The following is a 19,838-nucleotide window of genomic DNA, read 5'->3' on the forward strand; positions in this document are numbered from 1 at the left end:
TGCTTGCGCACCGTAAGTATCGTTGGTCCCTGCAGTCACATGCGCTCTTCAGAGCGACGATCACCTGTTCCAGGGAACACCTGCTCGCTTGTTCGGATCACGCCAAGCGCCGCCAAGTCCTGGGGGCGCAGCCGCAGTTGACCGGCCGTCGCCTCCGCCTCCTGCGGCGGGCGCTTCAGGATCGCCGCCGCGTGCTCCGGCGCGATGACGGAGAAGTAGCTGTCCGGGGTGGCCCACGTGCTGCCGGGCGCGGCCAGGGCCAGCGCCCCGCCCGAGCCGCCCTCGCCGATCACCAGCGTGGTGACCGGCGTGCGCACCGAGGCCACGGCGCCGAACAGGTCCGCGATCGCCGGACCCGCCCCCGCCCGCTCCGCCTCCGCGTCGTTGGCCGCGCCCGGCGTGTCCACCAGGGTCAGCACCGGGATGCCGAGCCGGTCCGCGAGGTGGACCAGCCGCGTCGCGGTGCGGTACCCGGCGGGCCGGGTGGCCGTGCCCGTCTGGGCGGCGTACGCGACCGTCCGCCCCGCGTGCGCGCCGAAGCCGCACAGCATGCCCTCCGGGTCCCGGCCGCCCGAGCGGTCGCCGGACAGGGCGACGCGGTCGGTGAAGTAGGCGTCCAGGTACGCCCCGGCGTGCGGACGTCCGGCGGCACGGGCCCGGCGCACCGCGTCCCAGCCACTGGCCGGCAGGTCTTGCGCGCCCAGCGGCTCCGGCACCGGCGCCGGTGCGTCGGACGGCGCCGTCAGCAGCCGCAGCCACCGCCCCAGCGTCGCGCGCAGCTCCCCGGGCGGTACGACCGCGTCCGCGCTGCCCGCCGCCACCTGCGCCTCGGCCGTGTACGCCGCCGGGTCCGCGTCCGGCGGCCGGACCCGCGACCCGGCGAAGCCGACCTGGGCGCCGGGCAGGGCGAGGACCACGTCGGCGCCCGCGCCCAGCGTCGCCCAGCCGCCGCCGGTCGCCGGGTCCCGCACCACCGCGATCTGCGCAAGACCGGCCGCGCGGGTGAGCGCCGACTGCCGGGCCACCCGCTGGAGCTGGGTCAGTGCGAGCATCCCCTCCTGCATCCGGCTGCCGCCGGTCGCCACCAACGGCACCACCGGCAGCCGGTGTTCACGGGCGTACGCGTACGCCGCCTCCAGCCGGTCGCCGGTGCGGTGCCCCAGCGAGCCGCCGAGGAAGCCGAACTCGAAGGAGACGAGCACGGCCCGGGTGCCCTCGACGCGGCCGGTGCCGCAGACGACGGACTCCGCCTCGCCGGTGCGCTCGGCGGCGCGGGCCCGCGAGGCGTCGTAGCCGGGCCAGCCGAGCGGGCCGTCGGGCTGCCACGGGCCGTCCGCGTGGGGGAGTTCGGTGAAGGTGGCGTCGTCGGTGACCAGGGCGAGGAACTCCCGCGCGGTCAGGCGCTCAGTCACGGTCCAGCGCCCGCTTCATGATCTTCCCCATGTCGTTGCGGGGCAGCGCGTCGAGGTACCGGACGACGCGGGGCCGCTTGTGCGGGGCGAGCCGGGCGGCGACATGGTCGGCCAGCGTGCCGAGGGCGGGCGGCGCGGCGGGGTCGGCCGGGACGATCCAGGCCACGATCCGTTCCCCCAGGTCGGGGTCGGGCTCGCCGGTGACGGCGGCCTCCCGGACCCCGGGGTGCTCCAGCAGCGCGTTCTCGATCTCCCCGGCCCCGATCTTGTACCCGCCGCTCTTGATCAGGTCGGTGGCCTTGCGGCCGACGATGCGGACGTAGCCGTCGGGGGCGCGCACCGCCATGTCGCCGGTGCGGAAGAAGCCGTCCTCGGTGAAGGCGGCGGCGGTGGCGTCGGGGCGGTTGAGGTACTCGGTGAACAGGTTCGGGCCGCGCACCTGGATCTCGCCGACGCTCTCCCCGTCGAGCGCCGCGATCGGCGTGCCGTCCTCCTCCACCAGCCGCAGCTCCACACCGGGCAGCGGTACGCCCACCGTCCCGGCCCTCGGCTCGCCGTCGGCGCGCACGCTGGTGTTCATCAGCGTCTCCGTCATGCCGTACCGCTCGATCACGCGCCGCCCGGTGGCGGCGGCGATGCGCTCGTGGTCGTGCACCGGCAGCGCGGCCGACCCCGACACCAGCAGCCGGGCCCCGGCGAGCGCCTTCGCCAGCTCCGGGTCGGCGGGGAGCGTCTCGGCGATCCTGTGGTACATCGTCGGCACCCCGAACAGCATGGTCGCGCCGTCGTTCAGCTCCCGCGCCGCGCCCTCGGTGGAGAACCTGCCCAGGTGCCGCACGGACCCGCCCCGGCGCAGCGGGCCGAGGATGCCGAGGACCAGCCCGTGCACGTGGAACAGCGGCAGCCCCTGCACGAGCACGTCCTCGCCGGTCCACTGCCAGGCGTCGGCGAGCGCGTCCAGGGTCGTCGCGAGCGCCCGCCGGGGGATGACGGCGCCCTTCGGCGGTCCCGTGGTGCCGGAGGTGTAGACGACGAGCGCGGGGTCGCCGTCGTCGGCACCGTCCTCGGGGACCGCCCCGCGGGCCCGCACGTCGACGTCGACGCGCCCCAGGGCGCCGAGGGCGGGCGGCAGCTCGGCGCCCGGGGGCGCCAGGACGAGCGAGGGTGCGCTGTCGGAGAGGATGTGCGCGAGTTCCCGGTCGCCGGACTTCGGGTTGAGCGGTACGGCGGCGACCCCGGCCAGCAGCGCCGCCACCACGGCGACGCCGGTCTCCATCGCCGGGGTGGCCCAGACCGCGACCCGGTCGGCGCCGCCGATCCGACCGGCCGTGGCGCCCGCCGCGGCGGCGAGTTCCGCGTACGTCAGGGAGCGCTCGCCGAACCGCAGCGCGGGCCGGTCGGCCGGAGCGCCGGTCGGGGCCGGGGAGAGGGCCGGGAAGAGAGAGGACACGCGTCGTACTCCTTAGCTGTTGCCCGAGAGCTGTTGCCCGAAGGGTGTTGCCCGAGAGCTGTCGTTCAAGGCTGCCGGATCGCATCGGATCCGCGAGGTGGACCTACCCGAAACCGGGCACGACCAGCACCAGCCAGGCCAGCGCCGGCACGGCCGCCACCACGATCCCGCCGTAGATCATCAGCTGGCGGAAGAAGCGGTCCCGGTCCACGTCCGGGGCGGCGGCCAGCACCAGCGCGCCGTTGGTCGAGAACGGGCTGACGTCCACCACCGTCGCGGACACCGCGAGCGCCGCGATCATGCCGACCGCCCCGATCTCGCCCTGCGCGAGGAACGGCACCGCCAGCGGGATCAGCGCGCCCATGATGCCCACGGAGGAGGCGAAGGCCGACACGATCGCGCCGATGTAGCAGAGCAGCAGCGCGGCCAGCAGCGGGACCCCGATGCCGCCGACGCCCTCACCGGCCCAGGTGATGGTGCCCATCTCCTCCAGCACACCCACGTAGGTGAGGACACCGCAGATCAGCAGCACCGTGGACCAGGCGATCTCGCCGACGGCGCGGCGGCTGTCGTCCGGCCAGGCGGTGCTCAGCACCACGGCGAGGGTGACCGCGGTCAGACCGGCGTCCAGGTCGAAGCCGAGCACGGCCACGACCAGCGCGACCAGGGCGACCAGGGTGGCGATGCGGGCCGGGGTGAGGCGGATGCCGGTGCCTTCGGTGCCGCCGGTCTCCTGGTCGGGGCGGACGGCCACAGCGGTGGGGGCGCCGCCGCCGCTGCCGGGGGCCGCGTCGGTGCCGCCGCCCGCTCCGGTGCCGGTCGGCCCGGGGTCCTTGCCGGGGGCGCCGCCGTCCTCCGGCGTCACCGCCCCGCGCGCCCACAGCTTCCGCCCGCCGAGCACCGCGAACAGCACGGCGGCGATGAGGAGGTTGGCGACCAGCGAGGCCAGGAAGAGGCCGATCTCGCTGCCGGGGAGCTTCTCCCGCTCCACGATGCCGTTGACGATCGAGCCGTAGATGCTGATCGGCGAGAACCCGCCGGCCTGCGCGCCGTGCACCACCATCGTGCCCATCAGCAGCGGGCTGATCGAGTACCGGGTGGCGAAGCTCAGGGCGATCGGCGCGACGATCGCGACCGCGGCCGGACTGACCGCGCCGATCGCCGTGAGCGCGCCGGTCAGCGCGAACATCACCCAGGGGATCAGCGCGACCCGGCCCCTCACCAGCCGGACGGCCGCGTGCACCAGCCAGTCGGTGGTGCCGTTGGCGCGGGCGATCGCGAACAGGTAGGTGACGCCGACGAGGACGACGAACAGGTCGCCGGGGAACCCGGCGAAGATGCCGTCCGCGTCGAGGTCGGCGACGAGCGTGCCCACCCCGAACGCGGCGGCGAAGGCGAGCGCGCCCATGTTGACGGAGCGGGTGGTGGCGATGACGAACACCACGACGAGGACGAGGATCGAGATGAGTTCGGGGGACATGCGGGGGCTCCCGAGTGCTGACCTGACTGCCGATGTGGAGTGGCTGAGTGGCTGAGCCACTTGGAATGGTGCGGTTGGCTGGTCAGCGTGGGCCCGGCAGGAGCAGGCGTCAAGGGGTCGCGCAACAATTGGCTTAGCCACTCGGCCACCGGGCCACCGACGGCGCCGGTGCTACGCTCCCGTCGAGAGGGGGGACCTCATGACCGACGCCCTGCGTCCCATGACCAAACAGCGCCTGTACGAACAGGTGCTGGAGCGGCTGCGCCAGTACGTCACCGACGGCGGCCTGCGGGCGGGCGACCGGCTGCCGCCCGAGCGGGACCTGGCCCAGCGCCTCGGGGTCAGCCGTGCCTCGGTGAAGCAGGCGATCGTGGTCCTGGAGGTGCAGGGCCTGGTGGAGGCGCGGCACGGCGGCGGGACCTATCTGGTCCGGGACAGCCTCGACGTCGAACCCGTCGAGCAGATGGTCGAACGCCGCCGACGCCTCCCGGACGTCCTGGAGGCCCGGGAGGCGCTGGAGACGAAGCTCGCCGAACTGGCCGCCGAGCGCCGCACCGAGGACGACCTCGCCGCCATGCGGTCCGCGCTGGCCGTGATGGCCGAGGAGATCGACCGGGACGGGCACGGCGTCGAGGGCGACCGGCTCTTCCACGCGGCGGTGACGGCGGCGGCGCACAGCAGCCTGCTCGCCGAGTTCATGCGGTCCATCGCCCACCAGATCGCCGAGAGCCGCACCGAGTCCCTGCGTCAGCCCGGCCGCCCCGGCCGCTCCCTGGCCCAGCACCGCGCGATCCTGGACGCCGTGGCCGCCCGGCAGCCCCGGCAGGCCGCCGCCGCGATGCGCCGCCACGTCCGTACGGTCGCCAAGGTCCGCCTGCTGGACTGGGACCCGGAGGACGAGCGCTGACCGCCCGCCCCCGCCGGGCCCGCGTCAGCCGCCGACCGCCGTGCGCTGCAACAGCCCCCAGGTGAACTCCGCGACCACCTCGTGCCGTACGCCCTCCCGGTCCGGGGCGGTGAAGGCCAGCCCCCACCGGGTCGGCGCCGAGCCCTGGAGCGGCCGGGCGGGGGCGAAGGCGCGGGCCGCCTCGTCCACCGTGCAGGACCAGGGCGTGAGGTCGTCCAGGGTGCGCAGTTCGGGCCCCTGTGCGCCGGGGGCGCGGACCAGCCACTCGTTCCAGACGACGCCCTTGTCCGCCACGAGCACCTCGAAACGCAGGCCGGGCCACAGGGGCAGCACCCACTGCCGGGCCTCGCACTCCAGGTCGCCGATCCGGCGCGGCGCCACCGACTCCGGCTCGCCCAGGACGGAGCGGTACCGCGAGGCGGCCGAGCGGGACCGGGGGGAGTGGAGCATCGCCTGCCAGCGCCTGTTGGCCTCGCGCATCTCCGCGACCGAGGCGCCCAGCTCCCGGCGGGCGTCCTCCACCGGTCCGGGGTTGTGGTCGGCCATGCGGCGCAGCAGGACCAGCTGGAAGTCGCGCGGGGTGAAGGGAGCTGGGGGCTGCTTTCCGGTCGGCATGGCCACCATCATCACCCGCCCATTGCCCAGGCAAACGCGATATGAGTAGCCTGTGTTCGTTATTCCGATCGCCTGTTGAAATCTCGAACACACCTAGGGAGGGGGCTGGACATGGGACGCCTCGTGCCGGCCGTGACCCGGGCTCTCGACATACTGGAGCTCTTCCTCGACGGGGACGGCACGCTCTCCGCCCCCGACATCGTGCGCAGGCTCCAGCTGCCGCGCACCACCGTGCACGAGCTGGTCACCACGCTCGCCGCCCGCAAGTACATCGTCCCGGTCGCCGGGCAGTCCGGACGCTACCGGCTCGGCGTGCGCCCGTACCAGCTCGGCGCCCGCTACGCCGAGCACCTCGACCTCGCCGCGGAGGGCCAGCAGGTAGCCCGGACCGTCGCCGAGACCTGCGACGAGACGGTGCACGTGGCGATCCTGGAGGACACCGACGTCATCTACATCGCCAAGGTCGACTCCACGCACGCGGTGCGCATGGTGTCCGCGGCCGGACGCCGGCTGCCCGCGCACTGCACGTCCGTCGGCAAGATGCTGCTGGCCTCCCTGCCCGAGCCGGAGGTCGCCGCGCGCTTCCCCGACGGCGCCGAGCTGACCGCGATGACCCCGAACAGCATCACCGACCCGGCCGCGCTGCGCGAGGCCCTGGCGGCGATCCGCGAGCGCGGTACGGCGGTGGAGAGCCGCGAGTCCAACCCGGACGTGTCCTGCGTGGCCGCCCCGGTCCGCGACCGCACCGGCCGGGTCGTCGCCGCGCTGTCCATCTCCGTGCCCATGATCCGCTGGAGCGAGGAGCGCCGCGCCGAACTGGAGCAGCTCGCCGTCAAGGGCGCCGCCGACCTCTCCGAGCGGCTCGGCCACCGGAGCGCGGCATGAGGGGGACCGGCACGGCCTTCGAGGTGGCCGTCCACGCCCAGGCGTCCCTCGGCGAGGGCCCCACCTGGGACCCGGCGACGGGCCGCCTCCTGTGGCTCGACATCCTGAACTCCCGCGTCCACACCCACGACCCGGCCACCGGCCGGCGCACCGTGCGCCGCACCGACCAGCACGTGGGCGCCGTCAAGCCCCGCGCGGGCGGCGGCCTGGTCCTCAACCTGCGGGACGGGATCGGTCTCCTCGACGCGGACGACACCTTCCGCTGGCTGCACCGCGAGCCCGTCCCCGGCCGCCGCGGCAACGACGCCGCCGTCGCCCCCGACGGCAGCCTGTGGGCGGGCACCATGCGCTACGACGAGGCGCCGGGCGGGGGCACGCTGACCCGGTACACCGGCGACGGGACGGCCGAGACCGTCCTCGACGACGTGACGGTGAGCAACGGCACCGGCTGGAGCCCCGACGGCACGCTCATGTACTACGCCGACACCCCGACCCGCCGTATCGACGTCTTCGACGTCACCGCGGACGGCCGGGTCGCGGGCCGCCGCCCCCTGGCCGCGATCGAGGACGGCGCGGGCTTCCCCGACGGCCTGTGCGTCGACGCCGACGGCTGCGTGTGGGTCGCCCTGTGGGACGGCGGCGCGGTACGCCGCTACACCCCGTCCGGCGACCTGGACCGGGTGATCGCCCTCCCCGTCCCCCGGGTCACGGCCTGCGCCTTCGGCGGCCCGGACCTCACCGACCTGTACCTCACCACGGCCCGCGTCGGCCTGCCCGACCCGCACCCCCTGGCGGGCTCCCTGCTGGTGGTGCCGGGCGCGGGACGGGGGGTGGCGCAGCCGGCGTTCGCGGGATGAGGAGCCCGGCGGACCCGCTCACGCCCCCGTGCGGTCGAGGCCGTCGAGCACCTCGCGCTCTGAGGGCGTCAGCGGGGGACCCGTCAGAGCGGGCAGGGGCGAGCCGGTGAGGGCGGCCAGCACCGCGGTGGGGCGGAACATCCGGGTCGGCGGTGTGCGCATGCTGGTGACGTCCCAGAGCGCCGAGGCCGCCGCGAAGGAACCGGTGGCCGCCCGCGTCATACGGCGCGTGTACGCCGTCGCCGCCCGGTCGGCGATCCCCGGCCGCCCGCCGCCGCGCGTTCGGGGGTAGAGGACGTCCTGCCCGACGGCCATGGCCCAGGCCGCGTCCACCGGGCGCGCCGCACCCCGCAGCACCCGCCGGGCCAGGCCGGGTGTGCCGAGCCCGTCGGCCCGGTCCAGCTCCCGGCCGAGTACGCGGGCGCCGAACGCGGCCACCGACATGCCCTGCCCGTAGGCCGGGTTGAAGGTGCCGAGCGCGTCGCCGAGGACCACCAGGCCCTCCGGCCAGTCGGGCACCTTGTCCAGGTAGTGCCGCACATTGCTGGTGGACCGGCTCAGGTGCACGTCGGTGAGCGGTTCGGCGCCGGAGATCAGCCGGCCCACGATCGGGTCCGGCAGGTCGAGCGTGTACCGCAGGAAGCCCTCGGGATCGGCCGGCGGCTCACCGCCGCGCGTGCCGCCGCAGCTGACCAGCCAGCGGTCCCCCTCGATCGGCATGACCATGGCGCTCCGGCCCGGCCGGGAGACGTACGGATCGGCGTGCACGACCGTCAGCGGGAACCGCTCCGCCCCGGCCGGTACCCGGTACACGCGCGAGGCGTTGACCAGCCCCGAGTCCACGGTCCGCGTCCGGACGCCGGACAGCCCGATCCCGTCCAGCCAGGTGAGGATCCGCGTACCGCGTCCGCTCGCGTCGACGACCAGGTCGGCGTCGAGGTCCTCCTCCCCGCCGGACCCCGAGACCCGCACGCCCCGCACCCGGCCCGCGGACCCGGTCAGGCCCAGCACGGCCGCCCGGCGCACCTCGACGGCCGGGTGTTCGAGCACCGCGGCCCGTACCGTCCAGTCCACCAGCGCCCGGGTGCAGGTGAGCATGACGGGCCCCGGGCGCCGCCACCGCCGCAGCCAGCCCTCGGGGCTGCGGGCCAGCAGGCCCGAGCTGAGGGACACCTCGTGCGCCCCGGCGGCGAGCAGCCGCTTGCGCAGGCTCACGCCGGGCACCGTCTCCTCCATCGCCGTCAGCCCGCCGGGCATCAGCAGGTGCGCGTGCCGGCCCTGGGGAAGACCCCGGCGCTGCCGGGGCCCGTCGGGCAGCTCGTCGCGGTCCAGCACGACGACCTCCGCCACGCCCGCGTCGGCCAGCACGGCCGCGGCCAGCATCCCGGCCAGTCCGGCACCGACGACGACTGCTCTAGGCGACATGGGGCTCCTCGGGTTCGGTCAGGGGTCCGGACAGGGAAGACGGGCCCGTGCCGCCGGGTCCGGCGGCCCGGCCGGGCGGGTGGTGCAGTGCCTGCGACAGTTCCACCAGCCCGCTCGCGCCCGGTACCTCGGTGGCGTGCAGCCGGTAGGAACCGGCGGCGTCGGGCGGTTCCTCGTGGGCGGTGGCCCGCCGCGCCGCGTCGGCGAGCATCGCCGCCTCCGCCGCCAGCCGCGCCTGGTGCGGGGAGCGGCCCGCGCGCAGGGCGGCGTCCCGCGCCCCCTCGCGGACCCGGTGGTCGAAGTACGGCGCCAGCGTGAGCAGGGCGTCGTGGATGGAGACCTCGCGCCACTGGAGCCGGGCCCGGGGAAGCCGCCACCAGACGGACGGCTGCCGGGGAGCCGTGGACACCGACTTCACCAGCGACCACAGCGGACCCAGCCGCCGGTAGTCGTCCAGCCCCCGCCAGTGGGCGTGTACGGAAGGCAGCAGCCTGGGCAGGGCGAACCCCACGGAACACACCAGCGCCGCCAGCGACGCCATCGGCGGGGCCACGTTGGTGGACAGGAAGTCGAGGTTGTGACCGGTCCACCGCGCCACCACGGCCGTGTACTTGGTGAGCTGGAACCCCACCAGGTCCAGCAGTGCGCCCAGCAGGATGAGCCGCAGCCCGACCCGCAGCAGGCCGCGCACCTCACGGCTCCACTTGACGCAGACGGCACACATCACCAGCATCGCCGCGCTGTGCCCGAGCAGGTACAGCAGGATCATCTCCCGCATGAACGGGGTGCCCGCGTAGTACGTGTCGAGGTCGGTCAGCCGCTCGGTGTCCGCGTCGGCGAGCAGGAACAGCACGACGATGGCGGCCACCAGCAGACCGTAGGCCGCCATGCTGCGCAGCACCGCGCGCCGCACCACCGGCCGGGGGCCGCCCCGCCAGTTGATCAGCAGCACCAGCACCGCGCAGCTGTAGGCGGAGAGCATGCCGTAGGTCAGCGGGGCCCCGAAGTTGGGGACGCCGGTGAGTTCGTTGACGGTGCCGAGGGTGGCCGGGGCGGCGCACACGAAGACCAGGGCACCGAGGACGATGGCCACGCAGGTGGACAGGGTCAGCGGATTGCGGACGGCCGTCCGGGGGCGGCGGAACAGCAGCACCGAGGTCATGCCGAACACCACTGCCGCCAGGTAGACGACGAGACTCACGTCCGACCACTCCTCTCGTGCGGGACCTGTGCGTCCCGGCCGTGCCGGGTGCCCGCGCGGCCGCCCCTGCCACCCTCGGTGCCGCCGCCCGCCGTCACGCGGTGCCCGCCGTCGTCCTGCCGGTCGGCACCGTGGACGCGGCCGGTACCCGCACGGCGCCGGCGAGCACGTCGGAGATCCTCGCGAGGGCCGCCGGGTCCGGCGACGGGGCCAGGGGACGACCGGTGCCCGTGGCGGGCGGCGACACCTTCCCCGGTCCGGCCTCGTGCCGCAGCGCGTCGACGATCACCGCGGCCCAGGCACTCGCCCCGGCCAGTTCGGGATCGCCCGTCGCCGCCAGCGTGTCGGCGCGGGTCCGGTCGAACAGGTCCCGGTCGCAGTACGCGTCCAGGTGACCGAGCGCGTTGTGGATGCTGGTCCGGCGCCACATCAGGAGGGTGGCGGGCGAGGCGAACCGCGGGCGCGGCAGCCGCAGGGCCCGGCGGACGAGCAGGTCGTCCAGCGTCTCCTCCAACGGCCCCAGCCGGGCGTACGCGCGCCCCGCCCGCCGCCACTCGGACACCCGCGGCGTCACCAGCGGCACCAGTACCCCGACGACCACCAGCAGGGCGCCGAGGCCCGCGGCGGCCGGGGAGACCGTGGTGCCGAGCGCCGACCAGTCGTGCCCGGACCAGCGGGCGCCCACCGCGACGAGCTTGGTGGCGCTGTAGCCGGCGCCGCACAGCGAACCGGCCCCGATCAGCGTCAGGCCGGCCCGCAGCCCGCCGTGCACCTGGCGGGCCCAGCGCAGCGCGGACACCGTCGTGACGGTCGCCGCGCTCAGGTGCGCGACCAGGTACAGCACGATCATCTGGGCGATGTACGGGGTCGTCGCGTAGTAGGTGTCCAGATCGGTGCGGCGCTCCACGGGCGCGTCGCCGAGCGCGAAGGTCACCGCGATGCCGAGGACCACGACGGCGTAGGCGAGCGTCCACCGGCGGGCGGTGCGGCGCACCCGGGGGCCGCCGCGCCAGTGGACGACGAGGACCTGGGAGGCGGCGCAGTATCCGGTGATCGCCGCGTAGGTGACCGGCGCCGCGAGGTTGGGCACGCCGCTCAGCCGGTTGACGGCGCCGACCGTCGGCGGCGCTCCGAGCAGGAAGCAGAGCCCGGCCAGTCCCAGCACCGCGCAGATGGCCCGCAGATACGGATCGTGCCGGTGCCGCAGCAGGTCGGGGGCGCGCACCGCGAGGCCGAGCCAGAGCGCCGCGCAACTCAGGTAGTTGATCAGGCTGTTCATCCGGTCGTCCCGCGGTAGTTGAGCGCGGCCCCGATGCGTCCGGCGAGGCTCTGAGGGCTGGCCGGGCCACCGCCCTCCGCGGCGAACACCGAGTCGGTGGAGGCGTCCAGCCAGGTGCGCAGCCGACTGCCCATCAGCATGCCGAAGCGGTCCGCCTCCTGTTCCTCCGCCAGGGAGAAGTCGGTGCGCGCGGCCACCGCTCGGGGCCCGTCGTCGGCCTCCGCCCCACCCTCCGCCCGGCGGCGGCTCATGTGCCACACCTCGTGGCAGAGGATCACGATCTGGTGCCAGACGGCCGCGCGTTCGTCGACCACCACGTCGTCGTGGCTCTCGCGTTCGAGCCACAGCCCGCTCGCGGTGTGCGGCGGGAACGCCGCCCGGTGCACGACCACCTCCCGTCCCCGCCACGCGCTGACGGAGGCGACGAGTGCCTCGAACAGCACCTCGGGGTCGGCCGGCACGGCCACCTCGATGGGGTCGATGAGAGCGTCAGCGAGACGACGCATCTCCTTCCTGGTACGCACCGCTGTCTCCTCGTTCCCCCGGCCGTCCTTCGGTCACCCCTGCAATATGCCAAGACGGGCGGCCTCTGGGCCAGTTCCCGGGGCCCAGTCGGTCGCCAGGTGGCCGAGACGGTGCCCTCCCGAGGCCCCCCGCCCCCTGTGAAGACCGGCCCGATCCTGCCCGAACCATTGACGCGCAAGCGCTTCCCACCTACCTTCCCGTTCGAAGTTACGAGCGACATCCGAAATATCGAACGACATTCCTCGAATGACGACAGATGGGGCAGGGCATGGGACGACCTGGCCTGAATCGCAGGCACTTTCTGGCCGCGGCCGGCGGCCTGACGGTCGCGGGCAGCTTCGGCTTCGCGGCGCTCGGCACCGGCGCCGACGCGCTCGCCTCCGGAGCGGACACCCGGGTCCGCTACTGGAACCTCTTCAGCGGCGGCGACGGCTACAACATGATCGCGATGCTGGACTCCTTCCGCGGGGACAACCCCGGCATCGACGTGAAGGACTCCACCCTCCAGTGGGGCAGCCCCTTCTACACCAAGCTCGCCATGGCCGCCGCCGGCAACCGCGCGCCCGACCTCGGCGTCATGCACCTCGGCCGCGTCACCGGCTTCTCGCCCGGCCGCCTCCTCGACCCCTGGGACCCCGCGCTGCTCGCCAAGTACGGCGTGCGCGAGAAGGACTTCAACCCGGAGCTGTGGAAGCGCGCCGTCATCGACGGCAAGCTCTACGCGCTGCCGCTCGACATCCACGTCCAGCTCTGCTTCTACCGCAAGGACGTGCTGAAGAAGGCGGGCCTGCTCGGCGAGGACGGCCGGATCGTGCCGGTCAACTCCACCGAAGAGTGGTTCGACGTGCTGGGGGAGGCCAGGAAGGCCACCGCGAAGGGGCTCCAGACCATCGGCCTGTGGCACAACGACCAGAACTTCCAGTGGTGGTTCTTCGTCGCCTTCTACACCCAGCTCGGCGGCACCTGGTTCAACGACGCCAGGACCGAGGTCACCTTCGACACCGACAAGGCCACCCAGGTCCTCGAGTTCCTGCGCAAGCACGTCGCCGACGGGTACGCCAACCCCTCCTTCGGCGGCAACGCGGGCGCCGAACAGTTCGTCAACGGCTCCCCGTTCGCCTGGGAGGGCAACTGGTCCGTGCCCGTCTTCGACACCGCGAAGGTCGACTACGGCGCCACCCCGCTGCCGCCCGTCTTCGGCAAGCGGGCCACCCACGCCGAGTCCCACTCCTTCGTCCTGCCGCACCAGGCCGACCGCGGCGGCGCCACCAACGAGGGCGCGCACCGGCTCGCCGCCTACGTCGTCAAGCACGCCCGGCAGTGGGCGGCCGGCGGCCACATCCCCGCCTACACGCCGACCCTGTCCACGGCCGCCTACCAGAAGCTGCAACCGCAGAACGAGTACGTCTCGGCCATGGACCACCAGGCCACCGAGCCCAAGGTGTGGTTCGCCGGGTCCACCGGCATCCTCGCCCAGCGGGTCGGCCCGGTCGTCGTCTCCTCGACGACGGGCTCCGCGAAGCCCGAGGCCGCCGCCCGCCGGATGAAGGGCACGCTCACCGAACTGCTCGCCATGAAGAACCCCATGGACGGCCGCACCGCCGCGCAGGGAGGTAGCGCCGCATGACCGCCACCAGCGCCGAAACGATCGTCCGCCCGGCGCGGGCGAGGACCGCCGCCGACAGCGCCGGCGTCCGCCGCAGGCAGGGCTTCCAGCACGGCGGCTGGTTCGTCGCCCCGTTCCTCGCGCTCTTCGCGCTCTTCGTGGTCTGGCCGCTGCTGCGCGGCCTCTACCTCAGCTTCACCGACGCCAACATCTCCGGCGACAGCGCGAACTTCATCGGCCTGGACAACTACCGCGAGGCCCTGAAGGACCCCCTGATGTGGGACGCGCTCGGCCACAGCGCGTACTTCACGCTGCTCGTCGTGCCCTGCATCACCGTCCTCGCCTTCCTCCTCGCGATGCTGGCCCACCACATCGAGCGCGGCAAGTGGCTGTGGCGGCTCTGCTTCTTCCTGCCGTTCCTGCTGCCCTCCACCGTCGCCGCGAACCTCTGGCAGTGGCTGTTCAACCCCGGCACCGGCATGGTCAATCACGTCTTCGGCCTCGACACGCCCTGGCTGACCGACAAGTCGTACGCGATGCTCGCGGTCGTCATCACCACCCTGTGGTGGACCGTCGGCTTCAGCTTCCTGCTCTACCTCGCCGCGCTCCAGGGCATCCCCGCCCACCTCTACGAGGCCGCCAAGCTGGACGGCGCGAACGCCTGGCACCGCACCCTGCACATCACGCTGCCGATGCTGCGCAACATCACCGGCCTGGTCGTCGCCCTCCAGATCCTCGCCTCGCTCCAGGTATTCGACCAGGCCGTCGTCATACAGGACTTCGGACCCGGCCCGGAGGACTCGACCCGCACCTTCGTGCAGTACACGCTCGAACAGGGCTTCACCAGCTACCGCGTGGGCTACGCCTCCGCGATCTCCATCATCTTCTTCGTGCTCATCGCGGCCGTCGCCCTCGCCCGGATGTGGCTGCTGCGCAACCGTGAGGAGGGCGGCCGATGACCACCGCCACACCGCCGATCCGCACCCGCCCCCGCCGGAGCTGGACCCCCGGCCAGATCGTGCTCACGCTCCTCGGCACCGCCGTCTCCGCGGTGTTCCTCGCCCCGCTCCTGTGGGCCCTGTTCACCTCGCTCAAGTCGGAGACCGAGGCGGTCGAGGTGCCCACCCACTGGCTGCCGGACGACTGGACCGGGCAGGCCTGGAAGGCCCTCTTCGAGACCGGCAACATCACCGACTGGTTCGTCAACTCCCTCGTCGTGTCGGTCTGCGTGACGACGATCGTGCTGCTGGTGAGCGCGCTCGCCGGATACGGCTTCGCCCGCACCGAGTTCCGGGGCAAGGGCCTCCTGATGGGCGTGGTGATGGCCGGTCTCATGGTCTCCCCGGCCGTGCTCGGCGTCCCGCTGTTCACCACCGTCCAGCAGATGGGGATGGTCGACACCTACTGGGGCATGATCCTGCCGCAGTGCGCGCCCGCCGCGATGGTCTACATCCTCTACAAGTTCTTCCAGGGCATCCCGCGCGAGCTGGAGGAGGCCGCCTTCATCGACGGCGCGGGCCGCTGGCGCGTCTTCTTCACGATCATCGTGCCGCTGTCGCGCCCCTCGCTCGCCGCGGTCGGCATCTTCACCTTCATCAGCTCCTGGAACAACTTCCTGTGGCCCTACATGGTCACCAACAACCCCGACCTGATGACCATGCCGAACGGCATCGCGACCGTCATGAACTCCTACGGCATCCAGTGGGCCCAGCTCATGGCCGGCGGCCTGATGGCCGGCCTGCCGCTGATCGTCGTCTTCGTCTTCTTCCAGCGCCAGATCGTGGCGGGCGTAGCGCACACAGGACTCGCCGGTCAGTAGAGCGCCCCAAAGGGGCGCGGGGAACTGCGCGACAAGCCACGACGCACCCGCAGACAACGTACAACCACCGAAAGGAAACGATGCGCACCGCCCGCTTCACCCTCGACCCCGCCTTCACCGTCGGCGCCGTCAACCCCCGTCTCTTCGGCTCCTTCGTCGAACACCTCGGACGCTGCGTGTACACCGGCATCTTCGAACCCGGGCACCCCACCGCGGACGCCGAGGGCCTGCGCCAGGACGTGCTGGAGCTGGTCCGGGAACTCGGCGTCACCGCCGTCCGCTACCCCGGCGGCAACTTCGTCTCCGGCTACAAGTGGGAGGACTCGGTCGGCCCGGCGGAGGACCGCCCGCGCCGCCTCGACCTCGCCTGGCGCTCCACCGAGACCAACCGCTTCGGCCTCTCCGAGTACATCGCCTTCCTCAAGAAGATCGGCCCGCAGGCCGAGCCCATGATGGCGGTCAACCTCGGCACCCGCGGCGTCGCCGAGGCCCTCGAACTCCAGGAGTACGCCAACCACCCCTCCGGCACGGCCCTGTCCGACCTGCGCGCCGAGCACGGCGACAAGGACCCCTTCGGCATCCGGCTCTGGTGCCTGGGCAACGAGATGGACGGCCCCTGGCAGACCGGCCACAAGACCGCCGAGGAGTACGGCCGCCTCGCCGCCGAGACCGCCCGCGCCATGCGCCAGATCGACCCGGGCGTCGAACTGGTCGCGTGCGGGTCGTCCGGGCAGTCCATGGAGACCTTCGCCGAGTGGGAGGCGACGGTCCTGAAGGAGACCTACGACCTGGTCGACCACATCTCGCTGCACGCCTACTACGAGCCGCACGACGGGGACGTCGACTCCTTCCTCGCCTCCGCCGTGGACATGGAGTCGTTCATCGAGAACGTCGTCGCCACCTGTGACCACGTCGGCGCCCGCCTCAAGTCGAAGAAGAAGATCGACCTCTCCTTCGACGAGTGGAACGTCTGGTACATGACCAAGACGCAGGCCGAGGTCAGTGCACTGGACTGGCCCGAGGCGCCCCGCCTGCTCGAGGACAACTACAGCGTCATGGACGCGGTCGTCTTCGGCTCGCTCCTGATCGCCCTGCTGCGGCACGCCGACCGCGTCACCGTGGCCTGCCTGGCGCAGCTCGTCAACGTCATCGCGCCGATCATGACCGAGCCGGGCGGCCCGGCCTGGCGCCAGACGACGTTCTTCCCCTTCTCCCAGGCCTCGAAGTACGGCCGCGGCGAGGTGCTCGACGTCCGGGTGGACTCACCCACCTACGAGACGGGCAAGTACGGCGAGGCCGACCTGCTGCACGCCACCGCGGTGCGCGCCGAGGACGGCTCGGTGACCGTCTTCGCCGTCAACCGCTCGCGCACCGGGGCCCTGCCCCTTGAGGTCGCCCTGAGCGGTCTGGAGCTGACGGAGGTCGTCGAGCACAGCGCCCTCGCGGACGCCGACCCCGACGCCCGCAACACCCTCGCCGAGCCCGAGCGCGTCGTCCCGCACCCGGTGGACGGCACCTCCCTGAGGGACGGCCGGCTCACCGCCGCCCTGGAACCGCTGTCCTGGAACGTGATCCGGCTGCGCTGACCCCGGCCCGGGTCGGGCCCGGGTCAGCCGTCGCGCCGGCCGGGGGAGGGGACGGGCCTCACCGGCACTCCTCCGGCCGCGCCGCCCAGCAGTTCCAGGCGCACCGAGCCGGGGCCCGAGGGCGCGCCGCCGCCGGACAGGACCGCGAGGGCCAGGGTGTTCGCGGCGGCACGGGTGCGCAGGATGCCGTTCGGCAGGACGAAGGTGTGCGGGGCGCCGGTGCGGTCGCCCACGTGCGCGCCCAGGTTCCAGCCGTTCAGGAAGACCTGGACGCGGTGGGCACCGGTGCCGCGGTCCGGGGGGCCGTCGAGGCGCAGCCCCACCGAGGCGTCGATGTCCGGCGGGACGTCCAGGCGGAACGTGGTCCGGTACCAGGTCACGCCCTGGCGCGGGTCCCCGCCGGGCAGCGCCGCCGGGGACACCGGCTCCCACCGGCCGTCGTCGTACCCGGGCAGGTGCCAGCCGTGGCGCTCTCCGTACAGCCCGCCGTTGTTGAGCGGCCCGCGCACCGGGTCGGGGGCGGCCGCGCCCATGATCCGCCAGCGCACGTCGGGGGAGTCGCCCTCGAAGGCGGCCGACGTCAGCCCGCGGGCCGTCCGGTAGGCGTCCTGGCCGTGCTGGGTGCGCCGGACCAGGACGGACAGGAGGGCACCGGCGCGCAGATCCTCCGGCAGCCCGAACTCGGCCGTGCCGGTCCACGTGCCCTTCCCGTCGCCCGCCCCGCCGGGCTGGTGGCTGCCCAGCGGCACCCCGTCCAGCCAGGCCATCAGCAGGCCGTGCGCGCCCGTGCTGTACGCGAGGGACACCCGCTCCAGACCCGTGGCGCCGGTGAGGCGGGCGCGGTACCAGACGTCGCCGTAGTGGAAGCCGTAGTCGTCGGCGAAGAGCACCGGCCGGCCGTCGGGGACCGGGGTCGTGCTGTGCGTCGTGCGCCGGTCGGCGACCGTCCACCCCTCGTCGCCGTAGTCGGGCCGGGACTCGAAGTTCTCCGTGCGCCGGCGCCAGCCGTCCAGCGCGGGCAGCACCAGGTCGGGCATGCCCGGCACCGGCCACACGGCCATCAGGCTCAGGGCGCGGCCCAGGCCCGACTGCACCGCCTCGCCGTTCCAGGCGATGTCGGTGATGCCGGGGGGCGCCCACACCTCCAGCTCGCGCTCGGCGACCGTGTCACCGGTCAGCCGGATCGTCGCACCGTCCAGGGCGGCCTCGCGCAGCAGCTCCGGTCCGCGCACCAGGACCCGGCCCGACGGGGTCTCGTACGGCCACAGCCGCAGCGAGGCGGCGTCGTCGGCGACGATCAGCAGCAGGGTGCGGTCGGTGTCGCCGCTGCGCACCCGCACCCGGGTCAGGCGGTCCTCCTGGAGGGGCACCGTCACGTGCAGCTGCCCGCGGTCGAAGACCCAGGCCGCCTCCTCGTCCAGCCGGGTCGGCCACGGCTCGTCCGGACAGTCCAGGACCAGGTGCGCCGTCTCGCCGGCCCGCCCCACGAACGCGGCGATGTCCAGCTTCCCGACGCTCATGGCGAACATGGGCTGCACGGTGGCGTACGCCAGCTTGCGTCCCGAGCCCAGGCGCAGGCCGGTGGCGAAGAGCTTGGCGTCCCGGGCGGGCACGGTGACCTCCACGTCGGTCCCGCCCATGGGGAGGGTGGAGGTGACGTCGGCGGCGGAGTCGTTGCGCAGGACGTAGGCGTGCGCCCCGGTGTCCGGGTTGGCCAGGTGCCGTACCCGGACCCGGGCGTCCGTGGTCCGGACCGCCGCCGCCCCGGTCATCCCGGTGAAGTCCGGTACGTGGCGCAGCAGGTGCCCGAGCTGGTGGAGCGGCGCGAGCTGGTCCGTCGGCCGCCGCGCCTCGTCGATCGCCGCGGCGGGGTCGTACGTCGGTGAGGGCGCCGAGGGCGCGGGCAGCCAGCCCCACGAGGTGCCGCCGAACGCCATGCGGACGTCGTCCAGGGTGTTCCCCCGTGCCAGGCGGTCGAAGTGGACCCGCCGCGCCTCGGCGGCGTCCCGGACCGGCCCCGGCTCCTGACGGGCGAGCGGCGTGTCACCGTGCAGCAGGGGCACGTCGATGCCGTCGGCGCGCATCCGCTTGCGCAGGCGGTCCAGGTCGGCGCGCCCGGTGTAGTCCGCCCGGTAGAGCAGCACCGTGCCGGTGCCCCGGGTGAACAGGTGCCGGGCGGCGACGGCGTTGACCCGGCCCAGCCACTCGTCGGCGTGGCGCCGGTACACCGGGTCGGTGCTCCCGGCCCGGCCTCCGACGGTCGTCAGCCAGCCGGGCAGGCCCCCGGCGTCCACGTCGGCGCCGATGTACGGGCCGGGGTGCAGGACGACGTACAGGCCGCACTCGGCGGCCGTGCGCAGGAACAGGTCGAGGTCGCGGACGCCGGTGAAGTCGTACGCGCCGGGGGCGGGGGAGTGCTGGTTCCAGGCGAGCCGGACGCCGACCGCGTTGTGGCCGTAGGCCCGCATCTTCTGGAGCACGTCCCGCCACAGGGACGGGCTCGGCAGCCGGAAGGGGTGCAGCTCGCCGGACCACAGGGCCAGCCGCCTGCCGTCCACCAGCAGCGAGTGCCGGTCCAGCGCGACCCGGTGACGGGCGCCGTCGGCGCCGGGCGGGCCGGGCGGCGGCCCGGTGGGCGCGGGGCCCGGAGCGCCGGAGGCGGGCAGCGCCGTGCTGCCGCCCAGCGCGAGACCGAGGACGGTGGTGCCCGCGAGGGCGCTGAACGCTCGTCTGCCGAGCCTGCTGGGCCTGCTGAGCTCCAAGGGAGCCCCTCCTGTAGCGCGCGTGTCTC

16 protein-coding genes are annotated in these 19,838 nt (G+C 73.9%); 7 read left to right on the forward strand and 9 right to left on the reverse strand.

Going from position 1 to position 19,838, the window contains the following annotated elements:
- Nucleotides 1–35 precede the first annotated feature (35 nt).
- The 3 genes from ACZ7MF_RS25255 to ACZ7MF_RS25265 form a co-directional block, all read right to left on the reverse strand.
- Complete coding sequence (locus tag ACZ7MF_RS25255; RefSeq protein ID WP_471479949.1) at nucleotides 36–1,412, reverse strand: carboxyl transferase domain-containing protein; 1,377 nt, start codon at nucleotides 1,410–1,412, stop codon at nucleotides 36–38.
- Nucleotides 1,405–2,862, reverse strand: a complete 1,458-nt coding sequence (locus ACZ7MF_RS25260; RefSeq protein WP_471479951.1) for an acyl-CoA synthetase — start codon at nucleotides 2,860–2,862, stop codon at nucleotides 1,405–1,407. The genes ACZ7MF_RS25255 and ACZ7MF_RS25260 overlap by 8 nt, the downstream gene beginning before the upstream one ends.
- 103 nt (nucleotides 2,863–2,965) lie before the next feature.
- Entirely contained in the window at nucleotides 2,966–4,342 is a 1,377-nt protein-coding gene (locus ACZ7MF_RS25265) for an SLC13 family permease (protein WP_471479952.1), read from the reverse strand.
- Nucleotides 4,343–4,541: 199 nt separating this feature from the next.
- Between ACZ7MF_RS25265 and ACZ7MF_RS25270 the strand changes: the two genes are divergently transcribed.
- The gene (locus ACZ7MF_RS25270) at nucleotides 4,542–5,249 is read left to right on the forward strand and encodes a FadR/GntR family transcriptional regulator (RefSeq protein WP_471479954.1); all 708 of its coding nucleotides are present in this window, start codon (nucleotides 4,542–4,544) and stop codon (nucleotides 5,247–5,249) included.
- Nucleotides 5,250–5,273: 24 nt separating this feature from the next.
- Here the strand turns inward: ACZ7MF_RS25270 and ACZ7MF_RS25275 are convergent, their stop codons facing one another.
- The gene (locus tag ACZ7MF_RS25275) at nucleotides 5,274–5,876 is read right to left on the reverse strand and encodes a hypothetical protein (protein ID WP_471479956.1); all 603 of its coding nucleotides are present in this window, start codon (nucleotides 5,874–5,876) and stop codon (nucleotides 5,274–5,276) included.
- Between the two features lie 99 nt (nucleotides 5,877–5,975).
- Between ACZ7MF_RS25275 and ACZ7MF_RS25280 the strand changes: the two genes are divergently transcribed.
- Together ACZ7MF_RS25280 and ACZ7MF_RS25285 are read left to right on the forward strand one after the other, a co-directional pair.
- The gene (locus tag ACZ7MF_RS25280; protein ID WP_007449320.1) at nucleotides 5,976–6,749 is read left to right on the forward strand and encodes an IclR family transcriptional regulator; all 774 of its coding nucleotides are present in this window, start codon (nucleotides 5,976–5,978) and stop codon (nucleotides 6,747–6,749) included.
- Complete coding sequence (locus ACZ7MF_RS25285) at nucleotides 6,746–7,606, forward strand: SMP-30/gluconolactonase/LRE family protein (RefSeq protein WP_471479957.1); 861 nt, start codon at nucleotides 6,746–6,748, stop codon at nucleotides 7,604–7,606. The genes ACZ7MF_RS25280 and ACZ7MF_RS25285 overlap by 4 nt, the downstream gene beginning before the upstream one ends.
- An 18-nt stretch (nucleotides 7,607–7,624) precedes the next feature.
- On the opposite strand, the gene ACZ7MF_RS25290 is transcribed toward ACZ7MF_RS25285, so the two are convergent.
- From ACZ7MF_RS25290 to ACZ7MF_RS25305, 4 genes are all read right to left on the reverse strand, one after another.
- Nucleotides 7,625–9,031 carry an NAD(P)/FAD-dependent oxidoreductase gene (locus ACZ7MF_RS25290; RefSeq protein WP_471479959.1) on the reverse strand — a complete coding sequence of 469 codons (1,407 nt, stop codon included), beginning with the start codon at nucleotides 9,029–9,031 and terminating at the stop codon, nucleotides 7,625–7,627.
- On the reverse strand, nucleotides 9,021–10,232 hold the full coding sequence (locus tag ACZ7MF_RS25295) for an MAB_1171c family putative transporter (protein WP_471479961.1): 1,212 nt from the start codon (nucleotides 10,230–10,232) through the stop codon (nucleotides 9,021–9,023). The genes ACZ7MF_RS25290 and ACZ7MF_RS25295 overlap by 11 nt, the downstream gene beginning before the upstream one ends.
- A gap of 94 nt (nucleotides 10,233–10,326) precedes the next feature.
- Nucleotides 10,327–11,511, reverse strand: a complete 1,185-nt coding sequence (locus tag ACZ7MF_RS25300) for an MAB_1171c family putative transporter (RefSeq protein ID WP_471479963.1) — start codon at nucleotides 11,509–11,511, stop codon at nucleotides 10,327–10,329.
- On the reverse strand, nucleotides 11,508–12,035 hold the full coding sequence (locus ACZ7MF_RS25305; protein ID WP_471479964.1) for a toxin: 528 nt from the start codon (nucleotides 12,033–12,035) through the stop codon (nucleotides 11,508–11,510). The genes ACZ7MF_RS25300 and ACZ7MF_RS25305 overlap by 4 nt, the downstream gene beginning before the upstream one ends.
- A gap of 269 nt (nucleotides 12,036–12,304) precedes the next feature.
- Here ACZ7MF_RS25305 and ACZ7MF_RS25310 point away from each other — a divergent pair, with 269 nt between their 5' ends.
- The 4 genes from ACZ7MF_RS25310 (at nucleotide 12,305) to arfA (ending at nucleotide 17,047) form a co-directional block, all read left to right on the forward strand.
- Entirely contained in the window at nucleotides 12,305–13,663 is a 1,359-nt protein-coding gene (locus ACZ7MF_RS25310) for an extracellular solute-binding protein (RefSeq protein ID WP_471479966.1), read from the forward strand.
- Nucleotides 13,660–14,601, forward strand: a complete 942-nt coding sequence (locus ACZ7MF_RS25315; RefSeq protein ID WP_471479968.1) for a carbohydrate ABC transporter permease — start codon at nucleotides 13,660–13,662, stop codon at nucleotides 14,599–14,601. Before ACZ7MF_RS25310 ends, ACZ7MF_RS25315 begins: the two co-directional genes overlap by 4 nt.
- Nucleotides 14,598–15,461 carry a carbohydrate ABC transporter permease gene (locus ACZ7MF_RS25320; protein WP_471479970.1) on the forward strand — a complete coding sequence of 288 codons (864 nt, stop codon included), beginning with the start codon at nucleotides 14,598–14,600 and terminating at the stop codon, nucleotides 15,459–15,461. Before ACZ7MF_RS25315 ends, ACZ7MF_RS25320 begins: the two co-directional genes overlap by 4 nt.
- An 80-nt stretch (nucleotides 15,462–15,541) precedes the next feature.
- On the forward strand, nucleotides 15,542–17,047 hold the full coding sequence (arfA, locus tag ACZ7MF_RS25325; RefSeq protein ID WP_471479971.1) for an arabinosylfuranosidase ArfA: 1,506 nt from the start codon (nucleotides 15,542–15,544) through the stop codon (nucleotides 17,045–17,047).
- Nucleotides 17,048–17,070: 23 nt separating this feature from the next.
- On the opposite strand, the gene ACZ7MF_RS25330 is transcribed toward arfA, so the two are convergent.
- Nucleotides 17,071–19,809, reverse strand: coding sequence for a beta-galactosidase (locus ACZ7MF_RS25330; protein WP_471479972.1), 2,739 nt, complete (start codon nucleotides 19,807–19,809; stop codon nucleotides 17,071–17,073).
- Nucleotides 19,810–19,838 lie beyond the last annotated feature (29 nt).

This window comes from Streptomyces sp. NPDC111628 (genome assembly GCF_055635195.1).

What these genes read in the sequence shown, in the direction of transcription:
- ACZ7MF_RS25265 (WP_471479952.1), bottom strand. Translation starts at nt 4,342, where the DNA reads ATGTCCCCCGAACTCATCTCGATCCTCGTCCTCGTCGTGGTGTTCGTC.
- ACZ7MF_RS25270 (WP_471479954.1), top strand. Translation starts at nt 4,542, where the DNA reads ATGACCGACGCCCTGCGTCCCATGACCAAACAGCGCCTGTACGAACAG.
- ACZ7MF_RS25300 (WP_471479963.1), bottom strand. Translation starts at nt 11,511, where the DNA reads ATGAACAGCCTGATCAACTACCTGAGTTGCGCGGCGCTCTGGCTCGGC.
- ACZ7MF_RS25275 (WP_471479956.1), bottom strand. Translation starts at nt 5,876, where the DNA reads ATGATGGTGGCCATGCCGACCGGAAAGCAGCCCCCAGCTCCCTTCACC.
- arfA (WP_471479971.1), top strand. Translation starts at nt 15,542, where the DNA reads ATGCGCACCGCCCGCTTCACCCTCGACCCCGCCTTCACCGTCGGCGCC.
- ACZ7MF_RS25315 (WP_471479968.1), top strand. Translation starts at nt 13,660, where the DNA reads ATGACCGCCACCAGCGCCGAAACGATCGTCCGCCCGGCGCGGGCGAGG.
- ACZ7MF_RS25280 (WP_007449320.1), top strand. Translation starts at nt 5,976, where the DNA reads ATGGGACGCCTCGTGCCGGCCGTGACCCGGGCTCTCGACATACTGGAG.
- ACZ7MF_RS25290 (WP_471479959.1), bottom strand. Translation starts at nt 9,031, where the DNA reads ATGTCGCCTAGAGCAGTCGTCGTCGGTGCCGGACTGGCCGGGATGCTG.
- ACZ7MF_RS25285 (WP_471479957.1), top strand. Translation starts at nt 6,746, where the DNA reads ATGAGGGGGACCGGCACGGCCTTCGAGGTGGCCGTCCACGCCCAGGCG.
- ACZ7MF_RS25320 (WP_471479970.1), top strand. Translation starts at nt 14,598, where the DNA reads ATGACCACCGCCACACCGCCGATCCGCACCCGCCCCCGCCGGAGCTGG.
- ACZ7MF_RS25310 (WP_471479966.1), top strand. Translation starts at nt 12,305, where the DNA reads ATGGGACGACCTGGCCTGAATCGCAGGCACTTTCTGGCCGCGGCCGGC.